Genomic DNA, 15,430 nt, shown 5'->3' with positions numbered 1-15,430 from the left:
ATTAGGTTTTCAAAAAGTCCCTGTGACCGCACAAGGAGGACTGCATGAAACGACTATGGATATGGGTCTTACCTTTACTTTTGTTTGCTAGTCAAGCAGTGGCCAATACTGTCTGGATTGTTCCCGTCAAAGGCGCTATAGGTCCTGCTACCAGCGACTATTTGTCTCGTGAGATAGAAGAAGCGCAACTCAACGGTGTCAGTTTAGTGATCTTAGAGATGGACACTCCTGGCGGCTTAGACAGCGCAATGAGAGATATTATTCACGCGATTACCACCTCCTCCACTCCAGTTGCGACTTGGGTTGGCCCGTCAGGATCTAGAGCGGCTAGCGCAGGGACATACATTTTACTCGCCAGCCACGTTGCCGCCATGGCTGAAGCCACTAACCTTGGCGCGGCAACACCCGTCGCGTTGGGTGGTGCCCCTCAGCCCCCTTCATCGGATGATGGCAAAGATCAAAACGCGGAAGAAACGTCAGAAGGAACCAACGAAAGCTCAGAGAAAGTTCCCGCGAAAACCGCAATGGAGAAAAAGGTGATTAATGATGCTAGAGCCTATATTAAAGGCTTAGCAAAGCTTCATGGCCGAAATGCAGAGTGGGCAGAGAAAGCAGTGAGCGAAGCAGCGAGTTTGGACGCCACAGAGGCATTGGAATTAAACGTTATTGATTATATAGCCAACTCACCAGAGGATTTAGTCAAAGCCATTGATGGACAAACTGTTAAAGTTAACAATCGTGATGTGACATTGTCACTGAAAGATCCCGTATGGATTGAAAGAACCCCCGATTGGCGAGCAGAAATGCTAGCCGTTATCACAAACCCAAACGTCGCCTACATCCTGATGCTCATTGGCATCTACGGTTTGCTTCTTGAGTTTTACAACCCGGGCATTGGCTTACCCGGCGTGTTGGGTGGTATTTGTTTGCTCCTCGCCATGTACGCCTTACAAATGATGCCTGTGAACTACGCTGGGCTTGGTCTGCTGTTACTCGGAATTGCACTGATGATCGCGGAAGCATTCAGTCCGAGCTTTGGCATTTTGGGCTTAGGTGGTGTTGTCGCCTTTGTGCTCGGTTCCATCTTCCTCATGGACAGTGAGTTGCCAGGGTTTCAGATCGCCCTTCCTTTAATTTTCGGTATTTCTATCTTTTCTGTCGCGCTGATCGTGTTGACGGTCGGCCTGCTGCTCAAAATACGACGACGACGTGTGACAACAGGTTTAGAAACCTACCCAGGGAAAATCGCTGTTGTGAGCGATGACTTTATCGATGGCGAAGGGCGCGTTCAACTTGACGGTGCGCTATGGAGAGCCAAAACCAAAGACCATCAACAACTCAAACAAGGTGATCATGTCACCATTGTGAATGTGAAAGGGCTGACCTTAACCGTGATGCCTGATGACCGGCAAAATAAATAGGAGGCGCTTTATGATGCTCTATACTGTTGCGGTGATCGTGGTGCTGTTGTTCGCACTTGCGACCCAAATGTTTAAGGTTTTGAGAGAATATGAACGTGGGGTTGTATTCTTTCTTGGTCGCTTTCAAGAAGTAAAAGGCCCTGGCTTAATCATTCTTATCCCATTTATCCAACAAATGGTACGGGTGGATTTACGTACTGTCGTTTTGGATGTGCCGACACAAGACTTGATAACCAAAGATAACGTGTCTGTGCGCGTCAATGCGGTTGTTTATTTTCGCGTAGTCGATCCTCAAATGGCAATTAACAACATTGAAAGTTACAGCGATGCCACCAGCCAGTTAGCGCAAACCACGCTGCGATCAGTATTAGGCCAGCATGAACTGGATGAATTACTTTCAGAGCGCGAGCGTCTCAATAAGGATTTACAATCCATCCTCGATCAACAGACTGATGACTGGGGCATCAAGATTGCCACGGTTGAAGTCAAACATGTTGATTTAAATGACAGCATGGTCAGAGCGCTAGCGCGTCAGGCTGAGGCAGAACGTAACCGTCGTGCGAAAATAATTCACGCTACCGGTGAGTTAGAAGCTTCTAATAAATTAAAAGAGGCAGCTCAAATGCTCAACGAAGCGCCGAATGCGCTGCAATTGCGTTACATGCAGACACTCACGGAAATCACGACAGACAAAACATCGACTATTATCTTCCCTATGCCGATCAACCTTGTCGAAGCCGTCAGTGATATCGCCGAAGCGGTAAAAAAGAATAAAGAGACACAAGACAAATAAAAGCCATACTCAAGGAAGTAAGCTGTTTAACGTTACTTCCTTGCTTTAACTTGCTTGTTTTCGAAGAGCATTTAGTTTCTCTTTTAGTGTTTGGAGCACTCCCGCTTCATTACCGACAAACCTGTGTTAAAACAAGCTCTCCACGCAGTTTCGACATCATCGTCGTATTCAAAATCACACTCTTGAACCGTTTCGATAAGGCTTTCAAACCAAACATCAATATCCTGAGGTTCAATGCCAATATCGGAACTCGCATGCTTCTTACCATATTTCTCCACCATCTTGTGCGCCTCGTTAGAGGTATCGGCCATCATAAAAAACACGATAGATCCTCTAAGCATTCGCACCTGTTGGTGCATGTCGACACCATCAAACTTTTGTCTAAAGCTTGTACTTTTTGACCATAAATTCTTGTAAAACAAGTCGAAAAAGCCTTGGTTCGCGATACAACGTTCATAACTATCGTTGAAAACTTGAATCACGTTCATGTTGCTCTCCATCACTCTCTTAATATGAGTGTAATTTAATAATCATCAAAAGCATCTAAATGATGATGCCTAACCCTATGAAGCACGCCAATTTTCAATAAAAAGTAAAAAGTGATTCAAATAAACGCCCTCTTATCAATGAAAAAATATCCCGTATTATGAATCCATATTCGAGGTACGCATGGTTGTCGATGCTAAGCGCATCCTCATTTGTCACAAAAATAAAAAGGATACAAACGTGTCTCATCAAATCATTACTGATCTAAACAGCCGCTACACTGCGAAAAAATACGACGAAACCAAACGCGTTTCTCAAGAAGATATGGCAATCATCAAAGAAGCACTCCGTCTTTCAGCGTCTTCGATTAACTCGCAACCGTGGAAATTCATCGTGATTGAAAGTGATGAGGCCAAGCAACGCTTCCACGATACATTTGCAAATATGCACCAATTTAACCAGCCACACGCGAAAGCCGCATCACATACGATTCTGTTTGCGTACGATCCAAACTTCACCAAAGAGAAGTTCGCAAAACGTGTGGATGCCGAAGTAACGTCTGGCCACCTACCGGCGGAAATGTACAACAACTTTATGGGCGCCTACGCTTTTGCCGATGCAAATACGGATGAAAATGGCTTCAACGGAAACTGGACAAAAGCGCAAGTCTATTTGGCACTAGGCAACCTACTACACACATTGGCTCGTCTGGGTATTGACTCAACGCCGATGGCAGGTGTAGATCCAACACTGATTGGAGAAGTATTCAAAGAAGAATTAGAAGGCCATGTCTGTGAAGTTGCACTGGCGATTGGCTATCACAAAGACGGGGAAGATTATAATCATGGTCTACCAAAAGCTCGCCTTGCGATGGATGACGTAATTACAACTCTATAATCGACCGTTTCCTTAGCTTAACTATTTAACTCATTGTTTAAACCAAAAAGAGCCGCACTAATGTGCGGCTCTTTTTTAGCTTGGCTTCAACTCTACTCTAACTTTATGCCACTTGCTCGGACTTAAAGTTACCAAGCAATGCATCGTAAAGCTCGTGGTCACTTAACACACCAACTAACTGATTGTCCTCCACCATAAGCAGAGGCTGATTGCTGCGCTGCTTAAGCTCAATCGCTTCTCGCATACTGATTTCCGGGCTAACCTGAACCAGCGAATTTTCGTTTACCTCATCAAGGTTCGAAGAATCGCTCTTCCATTGAACCAACGACTTATCTGTACCCGCTAAGCTTAAGCCTTTGCTCTCTTGGGTCACCCAAATATCTTTGTCAGGGCAAATTAGAACACGCTCATCTTCACGAACTAAGTCGTCACGCATCAAAGAGCGTCCCTTAAGTACGTTCAATGGATTAGTGTGGGCAACAAAGTCAGCCACATAATCGTTTTCTGGAGCAAGAATGATCTGTTCTGGCTTGCCGTGTTGAATCAACTTTCCTGATTCCATAATGGCGATGTTGTTACCGATTTTAAGCGCTTCATCCAAGTCGTGGCTCACAAAAAGAATGGTTTTGTTTAGCTTTTCTTGAAGCAGAATCAATTCATCTTGAAGCTGAGCACGAATCAATGGGTCAAGCGCTGAAAACGGCTCATCCATTAACAAGATATCTGTGTCCATCGCGAACGCTCGCGCTAGGCCAACACGCTGCTGCATACCACCAGAGAGCTCGTGCGGGAATTTCGTTTCCCACTCAGACAAACCGACCATTTCGAGCTGTTCACGCGCTTTTTTACGGCGCTCTGCTTTGCCAATGCCTTGCATTTCTAGACCAAACGCAACGTTATCTAATACCGTTAACCATGGCATCAATGCAAACTTCTGAAACACCATGGATACGCGGTGAGTACGAAGGTGGCGCAACTTCTGTTCGTCACAGTTAGAGAGCTCAACCATGTCGTCGCCGTCTTTAATTTTCAGAGAGCCACGAGAAATTTCGTTCAGCCCGTTAACTGTTCGCAGCAAACTTGATTTACCCGAGCCTGAAAGCCCCATCAAAACACAGATCTCACCCTGTTTCACGTTCAGCGAAACATTATCAACCCCAACCACTTGGCCAGTTTCGTCGATGATTTCTTGTCGAGACTTGCCTTGGTCTAGTAGTGCTAACGCTTGTGACTGCTGCTGACCAAAAACCACATCAAGATTTTGAATAGTAATAGCGTCCATGATTAAGCCTCCTTCTGGTTTGGTGCTTTACACAAGCGGTCAAGAATGATGGCGACGAGTACAATCGCTAAACCCGCTTCAAAACCTTGCGAGATGTTTACGGTATTGAGTGCACGTACGACTGGCTTACCAAGTCCATCAGCACCAACAAGTGCCGCAATGACCACCATAGAGAGAGACAACATAATACATTGCGTAACACCGGCCATAATACTTGGTAATGCCGCAGGTAATTCCACCTTAAACAGCAACTTCATGCGGCTTGCACCAAATGCTTTGCCCGCTTCAAGTAGCTCCTCCGGCACTTTAATAATACCGAGGTACGTCAATCGAATTGGCGCAGCGATAGCGAAAATGATGGTCGAGATTAGGCCAGGGACAATACCTAAGCCAAACAGAACCAAGGTTGGAATTAGGTAAACGAATGTCGGTACGGTCTGCATCAAATCGAGGATTGGTCGCAACAAGGTGTATAACCAAGGACGGTGTGCTGCCATAATGCCCAACGGCACGCCAATTAATACGGAAATCGTTGTCGCTGCAAACACAAGGACAAAGGTTTCCAGCATTTCTTGCCAGTAACCAAGGTTGAGAATTGCGAGCAAGGCCAACACGATGAATACAACAAGCGGAATGCTGCGGTGTAAGAACCAAGCAATTGCCGCCGTCATAATGATTGGCGCTGCAGGTGGCATCCATTTAAAAATGTCCACCACGAAAAGAATGATCGTTTCAAGTGTAATAGAGATTGCATCGAAGAAACCCGATGCATTGATGGTTAACCAATCGACGCCAGTTTCCATCCATTGGCCCAACGGTAGTTTGTTGTCCGTAATAAAATTCAAAATAAAACCTTTGTGTTAATGAAGCGGGCATGACTGCCCACTTTCTTTTTCAAAAAAAACGCGCTTAAAAACTGCTTAATTAAGCGTTAGTTTTTAAATAATTTGTAATTGCTGTTACTGCGTCTTGACCATCCACCGTCTTAACGCCTTCTAGCCACGCTTCAATTTGTTCTTGGTTTGCGTTCAACCATGCTTGCGCTGCTTTCGACGGTTTCTGCTTCTGGTTGAGAATCGCTTCCATCAATTCGTTTTCCATTTCTAGGTTGAATTCTAGGTTTTTCACTAGCTGACCTACATTTGGACACTCAGCAAGGTAGTTTTTACGTACGTTTGTGTAGACATTCGCGCCGCCGTAGTTAGGGCCGAAGAAGTCGTCACCACCCGCTAGGTATTCCATTTCAACGTTGCTGTTCATTGGGTGCGGGGCCCAACCTAGGTACACAATCCATTGGTTGCGGCGCGCAGCACGTGATACTTGAGACACCATACCAGCTTCACTGGATTCGACTAGGCTGAAGTCTTTTAGGCCGAATGCGTTGCTATCAATCATTGACTGAATTAAGCGGTTACCATCGTTACCTGGTTCAATGCCGTAAATGCGGTCTTTAAATTTGTCGGCATGTTTTACTAGGTCAGCGAAGTTGGTCACGCCTGCGTCATAAACGTATTTTGGAACCGCGAGTGTGTATTTTGCGCCGACGAGGTTCGCTCGTACGGTTTCAACGGTACCTGCATCACGGTATTTCGCGATGTCACCTTCCATCGTTGGCATCCAGTTACCTAGGAAAATGTCGATATCGCCATTGGCCATAGAAGAGTAAGTAACAGGTACCGATAGTAGATCGGTCTTCGTTTTGTACCCCAACCCTTTTAGCAGCTCAGATGTCACGGCGGTGGTCGCCGTAATGTCGGTCCAACCTACATCTGCAAAACGTACCGTTTCACATTGGTTGGCATAAGCGCCTGTTGCTAAAGTACTTAGTGCGATTGTTGAGAAGATTTTTGTCATCTTAGACATATTGAATTCCTTGTAATGATTACTGACTTTTTTCGTTTTTATGAGATCGAATCGAGATCTCTTTTTGGCGGATGCATTCGTTGCATCTCTTGCCAGTTCGGTGCAATCCAAACTGGTGCGTTGTTCGACGTTTCCAGGGCGTTATCCAAAATCATGTCCGCGGCGCGTTCTGCCACCATAATAGTTGGCGCATTTAAATTACCGTTCGGAATGGTTGGGAAAATAGAAGAGTCCACCACACGTAAGCCTTGAATACCGCGTACTTGGCATCGCTCATTCAAAACCGCTAATGGGTCATTGTCTGCGCCCATTTTGCAGGTACAAGATGGATGGTAAGCACTCTCGACATTCTGCTTCACCCATTCATCAATTTGCTCATCCGTTGTGATATTCAGACCCGGCTGGATCTCATCACCACGAAACTCATCCATGGCTGGCTGATTGAGGATCTCGCGAGTAAGGCGAATACAATCACGCCAATCCTGCTTATCTTGTTCAGTGGAAATGTAGTTAAACTCAATCTTCGGCTTATCATTCGGATTCGCAGAGACAACTTCGACCGAACCGCGACTTTCGGGCTTGTTAGGTCCAACATGCACTTGGAAACCATGACCGTCAAAAGCAGCTTGTCCGTCATAACGCATTGCCGCTGGCAAAAAGTGATATTGAATATTTGGCCACTTTAGTCCCTCACGAGAACGGATAAACGCACATGATTCAAAGTGGTTAGTAGCCCCAAGGCCTTTGCGAGTTAATATCCACTCAGTGCCAATCAAGCCCTTGCTCACCAAACCTAATTTGCTGTTGAGCGTGATAGGTTGCTTACAGTGATATTGGAAGTACACCTCTAAGTGATCTTGCAGGTTTTTACCTACCCCTTCCAACGGATGTTTCACCTCAATGCCCGCTTTCTCTAATACTGCTTTAGGGCCAATGCCTGAAAGTTGTAGTAGCTGCACAGAGCCTACCGAGCCAGCACTCGAAATCACTTCATGATTCGCAAAACATTGCTGAACTGAACCTGATTTTTCAAATTCAACACCAACCGCTTTCTTGCCTTCGGCGCCTGTTTCTTCTAGTAAAACGCGATGAACCGTCACTCGCTTCATTAGGGTGAAGTTTTTGCGTTTTTTAGCACGGCTTAAGTATGCATTAGAGGTTGAAGCGCGTACGCCTTTGTCAACGGTCATATGCATTGGGCCAAAGCCCTCTTGCTGATAACCGTTGTAATCTTTTGTTTCTGGGTATCCCGCTTCTTTGCCTGCATCAATAAAAGCTTGGTACAGCGGATTGAGCTTCATATCGTTGCCGTTACATGTGCCGACTGGACCGTTATCTCCTCGGTATTCATCTGCGCCACCGACCCAAGACTCTGCCTTACGGAAATAAGGCAAACACGATTGATAATTCCAGCCTTTCGCGCCTTCCTCTTCCCACTGGTCAAAGTCACAAGCGTGTCCACGAACGTAAACCATGCCGTTGATAGACGAACTACCGCCCAGAACTTTTCCGCGAGGACAATGAAGTTGACGGCCATCCAATCCTTGCTCTTCAACTGTCTCAAACTGCCACGCGTATTTTTCAGTGTTCATCGGGTAAGAAAGCGCCGTCGGCATTTGGATAAAAATACTTTTATCCGACCCACCCGCTTCGAGTAATAGGACCGAATATTGACCACTTTCACTTAAGCGATCCGCTAACACACAGCCGGCCGAACCCGCACCGACGATGATATAATCGTAGTGTTGTTGCATTTGATTCTCCTAGGAGTTAATACCAATCACAGTAGATAAGTGAACGAAATTAGCGTAGGAAAAATGCTTGAGAACAAGGCGGAAATTTTCGATAAGTAGTTAGCCTACAATCAAAATTGACAACGCAGTTATCGAGCATTTTAACAAGCTAAAGTGGTCAGTTATCTACTACGATTGGTATCATTTATAAGGGCTTTCGAAGTCGCTTAGCTGAACCAGAACACTCTTCGTTTGCGTGTAATGTTTAAGGGTTTCGACACCGTTTTCACGACCAACACCTGATTGTTTGTAGCCACCAACTGGCATTTCCGCAGGTGAGTCACCCCATGTATTCACCCAACAAATACCAGCTTGAATTTGATGAATCACGCGGTGGGCACGAGATAGGTTTTGAGTAAATACGCCTGCTGCCAAGCCATAATCGGTGCCATTTGCACGCGCAATCACTTCCGACTCATCACGGAATTTCAGCACTGACATTACCGGACCAAAGATTTCTTGCTGAACGTGGCTCATGTTATCATCGCAATCGACAAATACGGTTGGAGTAACAAAGTTACCATTGGCTAAGCCATTCTCTGTTACTTTGTAACCACCAGTCAGTAACGTCGCGCCACTCGCTTTCGCGGCTTCAATCGCTCCTAGTACTTTCGATTCATGATCTTTAGAGATCAGCGCGCCAATTTGCGTGTTCTCATCAAGCGGATCGCCGACAACTAACAACTCAGTGCGAGCTTTAAGTTGTGCGATGAAGTCATCATAAATACCTTCATGAACAAACACGCGTGTACCGTGCGTACAAACTTCACCTTGCGTGTAGAAGTTCGCCACCATGGCCGCAGAAACGGCATCGTTTAACTTTGCATCATCAAAAATAATCAGTGGAGACTTACCACCCAGCTCCATCGTTACTTGTTTTAGTGTCTTAGCGCTGTCACTCATGACGACTTTACCGGTGCCTGATTCGCCCGTGAACGATACTTTTGCGATTTCAGGATGCGCCGTTAGCATCTGCCCTACTCGGTAATCCCCTTGTACGACATTAAATACGCCATCTGGCATGCCCGCTTCTGAATAAATTTCTGCTAGCCTAAGCGCTGTTAATGGTGTTTCTTCTGATGGTTTGAAGATCATAGCGTTGCCCGCAGCCAGTGCTGGCGCCGATTTCCACATCGCAATTTGAATTGGATAATTCCAAGCGCCAATACCTGCGCAAATGCCCAATGGCTCGCGACGTGTGTAGAAAAACTGGTCTTCGCTGAGTGGCTGCTGTTCACCTTGCAAGCTTGGAGCAAGACCCGCATAGTACTCAAGAACATCGGCACCTGTTGTTATATCAACCGCGATAGCTTCTTGAATTGGCTTACCAGTATCTGCCACTTCTAATGCAGCCAGCTCGTCATTACGCTCACGTAAAATGGCAACGGCTTTGTGTAAAATACGGCTACGCTCGATCGCAGTCATTGCTGACCATGCAGCAAAACCTTTCTTTGCCGACTCAATCGCCGCTTCGAGATCGTCTTGGTTCGCTTGTTTAATGTTGGCCAATGGCTCACCATTCGCCGGATTGTAAGTGGTGAAGTGCTCATCTGAACACCCGTTGTACATCGCACCATTGATATAGTGTGCTTTCATTTCCATTTTGAAGACCTGTGACTTTTATATTTTTTCAGAATAAAACGTAAGTTGTTTGTCGAGATAGTCGTTGATGATGATTCTCGCTCTTTCTGCATCAATGCCTTGCGGGTTGAGCGTTCCGCGCAGCCAAATACCATCGATAAGTGACGCAATACCATGAGCAACCAGTTCGGCCTGCTCTGCATTTAATAATGCTTTGAGTTCTTTTCTTAGGTGGGACAATAAACGTCGTTCATTGACACGCTGCAAACGCTTAAGCTGCTCGTCATGCATTGAGTACGACCAAAACGCCAGCCAAGTCTTCGCAACTTGGTTTTCTGCCTGATAGCCGACAAAGTTACCGTCAATGATGGCATTAATTCTCTGATGATGAGCATCGCTTGGCAGCTCACGCAACTTCTGCGTGATGGTGGACGAAAGCTGACGCAAGATCTCTCGCATCGTTTCCTCCAACAATCCATGCTTACCACCAAAATAGTGATTGATAATTCCCGTTGATACACCTGCTTCTTTACTGATCAACGAAATACTCGCAGCGTGTAAACCGACTCTATCAATCACTGACATTGTCGCTTTCACCAGCTGTGGTTTTCTGATTTCAGGCATCCCCACCTTTGGCATTTTGCGTCCTTGTTATTTTTAATTGAACGGTTAGTTAAATATAAAATGCCTGAAAATTAGTTCGAACTCAAATCATTTCTTAAGAAAAAGGTTATTAACAAAGGAAGGAAAGTTGATGGTGTACGCAAAATTTCTATGCGATAACTTGTCGTAAAAGTCAAAGATGCGTTTAAAAACCCAAATAAAAACACAAACAAACCAACAACTTATTGAAGCATCAATTTTTAACACACCTTTCATAGAATTGTTTTTCGTGCCACAAAAATCCACACCAGAAAAATTTTACATCGACCACTAATCATTTCACCTGTATCGGCTTTGTTTGTATAAAAAACAGACATACTCGTGTGTTATAGCTTCGTATACACAAGTGACATTAGTACTTTGAAAATGTGGGAGATAAAACGAGTAGATAATACTGAACGCTATGAGTATGTAATTCGATACTCTTAAGTGATTCTGAAGTAATCAGTAGGAAGGGTAAGTTCAGGCTCACCGTTTGATGAGCCTGCATTCTTGATTTTATTAGGTCAGCTTGCGCCCTTTCACGCAGTTACGTCCATCCGCTTTAGCTTGATAAAGTAATTTATCTGCCTGATCACAGAGTGATTTAAAATTCATCTCACTATCTTCAGTCGTCACAACACCAAAACTACAGGTCACTCTCACTTCTTCATTCTGTTCCGTGACGAACCCATGTAATGATAAAGCGCTACGTAATCGTTCAGCGGTAATGAGAGAGTCTTCATGATCGGTATTGGGCATCACAACAACAAACTCCTCACCACCAAAGCGTGCAACAATGTCATTTTCACGCACCGTCTCTTCTAGCACTTTGGCAACACCTGTTAGTACGGCATCACCGAACACATGTCCATAGGTATCATTTACCTGTTTAAAATAATCTACATCGATTAGCGCTAAACTTACCGGCCCCGACTGCGGCTTCTTTGGCACCATTTTCTGTTTATCGAGCTTGCTATCCACCCATTTGTTTAAAGCTAGGTAGCCGTACTTAACTTGCTCGACTTGCTCAGACACAAAATGCTGGATCTTTTCTTGCTTAGATTGAGGCGTCGGCTTTTCTTTGCGTTCACGTTTCGTCTCTACGGGTTTAGTGAACCAATCTTCTAAAAAACGGCGATTGAATAACCCTGTCAACGTATCTGTCTTTGCTAGGCGGCGCATTCTTAAACGTGATCGATTCACAACAAGGAATACCACTGCCATCAAAAAGAGAACACCAATGAGTGCTAGTAGCGCTTCACCCAATAGATAAAAGGTACGACGGTTATTTTCCAGTTCCATACGCTGCAACACGTTGTTCCAGTTGAGATCTTCGTTCTCATATTCAAGTCTTTCTAGCTCAAATAGCGTCTGCTGACGCTCAAGATTTTCAACTTCTCTTTGGTTGCTAAATTGGATGAATTTATCGTGATAGTTGCCGTAAGTTTTATACGCTAATTTAAAGTCATTGCTTCCCGCGTAGGCCATGGCAGCCACTTTTAGTAGTTCCATTTGCTGTTGCTTAACATATCGGCTCTCGATAATTTCCGGCAACATAGGCGCGATCATCACTAGAAGTGTCTCAAACTGCTTCTGTTCTAGCATATATTCGGCTTGCAACAGCTTAAATGTAGCTAAGTAGGCGCTAGAGGTTTCTCTATACTGTAAGTTCTCCGCCAACTTTAAGTGGCGAACCATCTTATTTTCTTGGTTCGTCTCACGGTATAACGCAGCAAGCTCGAGGTTAACTCGAAACCTAAAGCGCCCGTCACCAATGATTTGCGCGAGCTTTAGCGCTCTCTGATACGATACAATCGCCTCTTCGTATTGGAACTGTGCCTTATGAAGCTTTGCTATCGTTAAGACGCTCAGCAGCTCATTGAACGACATGCGTCTATCCCTAAAATAACGGTACGCTTGTTCCAACAATGCTTCTGAACGGTCATAGCCCTGAATTTTGACCAGTACGTCACCAAGCTCTAGCGCCGCCCGTTCGACCAATCCTTGAACGCCAGAGGACTCAGCCGCATCCATTGACGACATAATTGCGGCATAGGATTTTTTAAACTCGCCCTGCTCATCGTAGTAACGTCCTTTTAGCAACAGGATCTCCGACTCGAGCTGCTTATCGCCATTTTCACGCGATGTTTCCAACAAACTATCCAACGAAGAAAGCGCGGTATCGATATCGCTCTTTCCGACCATAGTTCGCATCTGAATCAACTTAAATAAGAGATACTCATGGCTTTGTGGACGCACAAGTTCCAACCCTTTTTGTGCGACGTTTTGGCTCTCTTCCGCGCGCCCAAGTAGCTCTAGAACCGTGGACTTTGCAAGCCAATAACGTACCAGTAGCTCTGTTGGTTGATTTTGTAGTAGAGAGTCTTCTTCTAACGCCTCAATCAAAGCCAAAGAGCTCTGAGGTAATGCGTAAATTTGATTTTCAATGCCTTCTAGCGACTGTAAAAACTTACCTTCTTGTTCAACCTTTTCTGCGGATGCCTGAATAGAAAGACACAGACACCCCAATAGTAGTGGCATCGTCCTAAGCGAATGAAATAGTGACATTATTGCTCTTCCCTAATGGGTAGTTACTTCAGTGTAATAGAGAATTCTGGTTATTTTATTATTAAGGTAGCTGAAGGTTATTCAGCCAGCCTCATATTCCCATGTATTTTGCGCTGAATAATAAATCACCATCTTTAGATGTCGAAATGGTTTTCGGTCACAATATAATCAATAAGAGTGTTTTTCATACCCCAAGAAGCAAAATCTCATCAATGAGACAAATAATTGTCTTGATTGTGAATTAATGTATTTACATAAAAATTAACACGAGAGCACTTATTCATACCAAAAATACAAAAGAGTTGTAAATGTAATCGGTACAGCAGCCGTTGCTAAAACATCCATTAAAAATTATCGATAGAAACAATATAAGAAAGGAGGAAGGAAGCGGACAATCAAGCTCGCTCCCCTTTTTAAAATGAGGAGGGGCTACATTCGCATTCCGCCATCGACTTCGAATACTCTTCCAGTCACGAACTCATTGGTTAACACGTATTTGATGGTCGAAGAAATTTCATCAGCAAGACCTAAGCGTCCGACAGGAATCATTTTAACTAAACGCTCCATCGCTTCAGGTTTTATTTGGTCCGTCATGGCAGTCTTGATGACACCCGGAGCAATCGCTACTGAGCGAATTCCGAAACGCCCTAACTCTTTCGCCCACACCGTCGCCATGGTGGCTACCGCCGCTTTGGATGCAGAATAGTTAGTTTGACCAATATTCCCCGCACGCGCGACGCTAGATATGTTGATCAGAACGCCTTTGCTATCGGTGTTCAGCATTACCTTGCTCGCTTCGCGGCCACACAGAAAAGTACCTGTCACATTCACATCCATAACAGACTGAAATTGTTCCAGCGACATCGCGTTAACCTGACCATCTTTAACTTTGATGAACATGCCATCGCGCATAATGCCTGCGTTATTGATCACGCCATTGAGCTGTTTGAAATCCGCTTCAATTTGCGTAAAAGCAGCGCACACTTCTTGTTCTTCCGTCACGTTCGCTACATAAAAACGAGTGGTGACGCCGAAAGATTCACACTCCGCTTTCGTTTCAGCCAGTTGGTCTGAATTGAGGTCGATAAGCGCAAGGTGAACACCGCTTTCCGCTAGCGACAGCGCCATTTGTTTACCAAGCCCCTGCCCGGCCCCCGTGATCGCAATAACCTTATTTGCTAGATCCATAAGCACTCCTTAGGCCTGATTTTGCTTTTGGTAGAACTCAAACAAGCTTGAAAAATCTTTTTGTCCGTTGCCCTGACCGTTGTGAAAATTAAACAGGTTACGAGCCAAGCTGCCCATTGGCGTTGATGTTTGACTGGCAACCGCCGCTTCCATCGCAAGACCGAGATCTTTCGCCATTAACTGACTCATAAAGCCGCCCTGATAACCATTGCTTGCAGGCGTGTTTTCCATCACACCTGGGCACGGGTTGTAAAGCTCTAGCGCCCAGTTACGGCCTGAACTTTGCAGCATGATGTCAGACAGCACTTTGGGATCGAGTCCGTTTTCCATGCCTAAATTGAGTGCTTCACAAGTGCCGCTCATCAAAATGCCCAACATCATGTTATTGCAGATCTTCGCCACCTGACCGGCTCCGGCATCACCTGCATGGAAAATGTTTTTGCCCATGCGGCTAAGCACCACCTTGGCTTGAACAAAGTTCTCTTGTGAGCCGCCAACAATGAAAGTCAACGTACCTGCCGCTGCGCCCGCAACGCCACCAGATACCGGTGCATCAACAAAGCTGATGCCAAGCTGCAGCGCCTTTTCGCCAACCAAACGAGCGGTCGCTGGATCGATAGTCGAAGAGTCGATTAGCAGCGTTCCAGAGTCTACGCTATCTAAGATCCCGTCTTGACCAAGATAAACACTTTGAACGTGTTGGCTAGCAGGTAGCATGGTGACCACCACGCTCGCACCTTGAACGGCTTGTTTTACCGAATCTGCACTCGACGCACCAAGTGCGGTAAGTTCTGCCACAGCGTTTGGATTCAAATCAAACACTTCGACGTTCAAGCCCGCTGTGAGTAGGTTCTTAGCCATAGGCGCGCCCATGTTGCCAAGGCCAATAAATGCAATTTTATCCATGTCGTAT

The 15,430-nt window shown here is 45.3% G+C and carries 13 protein-coding genes; 3 read left to right on the top strand and 10 right to left on the bottom strand.

The window, feature by feature from the left end:
• The first annotated feature begins 44 nt into the window (after positions 1 to 44).
• Positions 45 to 1,421, top strand: coding sequence for a nodulation protein NfeD (locus NDJ01_RS21845; RefSeq protein WP_258587341.1), 1,377 nt, complete (start codon positions 45 to 47; stop codon positions 1,419 to 1,421).
• A 10-nt stretch (positions 1,422 to 1,431) separates the two neighbouring features.
• Positions 1,432 to 2,214: a slipin family protein gene (locus NDJ01_RS21840; RefSeq protein ID WP_005373196.1), complete on the top strand. Its 783-nt coding sequence runs from the start codon at positions 1,432 to 1,434 to the stop codon at positions 2,212 to 2,214.
• 83 nt (positions 2,215 to 2,297) lie between these two features.
• Here the strand turns inward: NDJ01_RS21840 and NDJ01_RS21835 are convergent, their stop codons facing one another.
• Complete coding sequence (locus NDJ01_RS21835) at positions 2,298 to 2,702, bottom strand: globin (RefSeq protein WP_005392547.1); 405 nt, start codon at positions 2,700 to 2,702, stop codon at positions 2,298 to 2,300.
• Positions 2,703 to 2,940: 238 nt separating this feature from the next.
• Between NDJ01_RS21835 and NDJ01_RS21830 the strand changes: the two genes are divergently transcribed.
• Entirely contained in the window at positions 2,941 to 3,597 is a 657-nt protein-coding gene (locus NDJ01_RS21830) for an NAD(P)H-dependent oxidoreductase (RefSeq protein ID WP_258587340.1), read from the top strand.
• Between the two features lie 103 nt (positions 3,598 to 3,700).
• On the opposite strand, the gene choV is transcribed toward NDJ01_RS21830, so the two are convergent.
• The 9 genes from choV to mmsB all read right to left on the bottom strand — a co-directional run bounded on the left by choV (position 3,701) and on the right by mmsB (position 15,423).
• Entirely contained in the window at positions 3,701 to 4,879 is a 1,179-nt protein-coding gene (gene choV, locus NDJ01_RS21825; protein ID WP_237310926.1) for a choline ABC transporter ATP-binding protein, read from the bottom strand.
• A gap of 2 nt (positions 4,880 to 4,881) precedes the next feature.
• A complete protein-coding gene (choW, locus tag NDJ01_RS21820) occupies positions 4,882 to 5,724 on the bottom strand; it encodes a choline ABC transporter permease subunit (RefSeq protein WP_005392552.1) in 843 nt (280 codons plus the stop codon).
• Positions 5,725 to 5,803: 79 nt separating this feature from the next.
• Positions 5,804 to 6,742 carry a choline ABC transporter substrate-binding protein gene (locus tag NDJ01_RS21815; RefSeq protein ID WP_005392553.1) on the bottom strand — a complete coding sequence of 313 codons (939 nt, stop codon included), beginning with the start codon at positions 6,740 to 6,742 and terminating at the stop codon, positions 5,804 to 5,806.
• A gap of 38 nt (positions 6,743 to 6,780) precedes the next feature.
• Positions 6,781 to 8,496: a choline dehydrogenase gene (gene betA, locus NDJ01_RS21810; RefSeq protein WP_258587339.1), complete on the bottom strand. Its 1,716-nt coding sequence runs from the start codon at positions 8,494 to 8,496 to the stop codon at positions 6,781 to 6,783.
• Positions 8,497 to 8,676: 180 nt separating this feature from the next.
• Positions 8,677 to 10,137: a betaine-aldehyde dehydrogenase gene (gene betB, locus NDJ01_RS21805; RefSeq protein WP_258587338.1), complete on the bottom strand. Its 1,461-nt coding sequence runs from the start codon at positions 10,135 to 10,137 to the stop codon at positions 8,677 to 8,679.
• 18 nt (positions 10,138 to 10,155) lie between these two features.
• The gene (gene betI / locus NDJ01_RS21800; RefSeq protein ID WP_005392557.1) at positions 10,156 to 10,755 is read right to left on the bottom strand and encodes a transcriptional regulator BetI; all 600 of its coding nucleotides are present in this window, start codon (positions 10,753 to 10,755) and stop codon (positions 10,156 to 10,158) included.
• A gap of 525 nt (positions 10,756 to 11,280) precedes the next feature.
• On the bottom strand, positions 11,281 to 13,302 hold the full coding sequence (locus NDJ01_RS21795) for a diguanylate cyclase (RefSeq protein WP_374044619.1): 2,022 nt from the start codon (positions 13,300 to 13,302) through the stop codon (positions 11,281 to 11,283).
• A gap of 456 nt (positions 13,303 to 13,758) precedes the next feature.
• Positions 13,759 to 14,517: an SDR family oxidoreductase gene (locus NDJ01_RS21790; RefSeq protein WP_005392559.1), complete on the bottom strand. Its 759-nt coding sequence runs from the start codon at positions 14,515 to 14,517 to the stop codon at positions 13,759 to 13,761.
• A 9-nt stretch (positions 14,518 to 14,526) separates the two neighbouring features.
• On the bottom strand, positions 14,527 to 15,423 hold the full coding sequence (gene mmsB / locus NDJ01_RS21785; RefSeq protein ID WP_237309456.1) for a 3-hydroxyisobutyrate dehydrogenase: 897 nt from the start codon (positions 15,421 to 15,423) through the stop codon (positions 14,527 to 14,529).
• Positions 15,424 to 15,430 lie beyond the last annotated feature (7 nt).

The sequence above is a fragment of the Vibrio sp. HS-50-1 genome (assembly GCF_024747315.1).
GTDB classification, from domain to species: Bacteria; Pseudomonadota; Gammaproteobacteria; order Enterobacterales; family Vibrionaceae; genus Vibrio; species Vibrio diabolicus.
Note: the sequence above shows the minus strand (reverse complement) of the source record. Positions and strands in the feature narration are given on the sequence as shown.

Coding starts and splice junctions, on each gene's coding strand:
- NDJ01_RS21840 (WP_005373196.1), top strand. CDS start 1,432: ATGATGCTCTATACTGTTGCGGTGATCGTGGTGCTGTTGTTCGCACTT.
- choV (WP_237310926.1), bottom strand. CDS start 4,879: ATGGACGCTATTACTATTCAAAATCTTGATGTGGTTTTTGGTCAGCAG.
- NDJ01_RS21835 (WP_005392547.1), bottom strand. CDS start 2,702: ATGAACGTGATTCAAGTTTTCAACGATAGTTATGAACGTTGTATCGCG.
- NDJ01_RS21815 (WP_005392553.1), bottom strand. CDS start 6,742: ATGTCTAAGATGACAAAAATCTTCTCAACAATCGCACTAAGTACTTTA.
- betI (WP_005392557.1), bottom strand. CDS start 10,755: ATGCCAAAGGTGGGGATGCCTGAAATCAGAAAACCACAGCTGGTGAAA.
- NDJ01_RS21795 (WP_374044619.1), bottom strand. CDS start 13,302: ATGCCACTACTATTGGGGTGTCTGTGTCTTTCTATTCAGGCATCCGCA.
- NDJ01_RS21845 (WP_258587341.1), top strand. CDS start 45: ATGAAACGACTATGGATATGGGTCTTACCTTTACTTTTGTTTGCTAGT.
- mmsB (WP_237309456.1), bottom strand. CDS start 15,423: ATGGATAAAATTGCATTTATTGGCCTTGGCAACATGGGCGCGCCTATG.
- betA (WP_258587339.1), bottom strand. CDS start 8,496: ATGCAACAACACTACGATTATATCATCGTCGGTGCGGGTTCGGCCGGC.
- NDJ01_RS21790 (WP_005392559.1), bottom strand. CDS start 14,517: ATGGATCTAGCAAATAAGGTTATTGCGATCACGGGGGCCGGGCAGGGG.
- betB (WP_258587338.1), bottom strand. CDS start 10,137: ATGGAAATGAAAGCACACTATATCAATGGTGCGATGTACAACGGGTGT.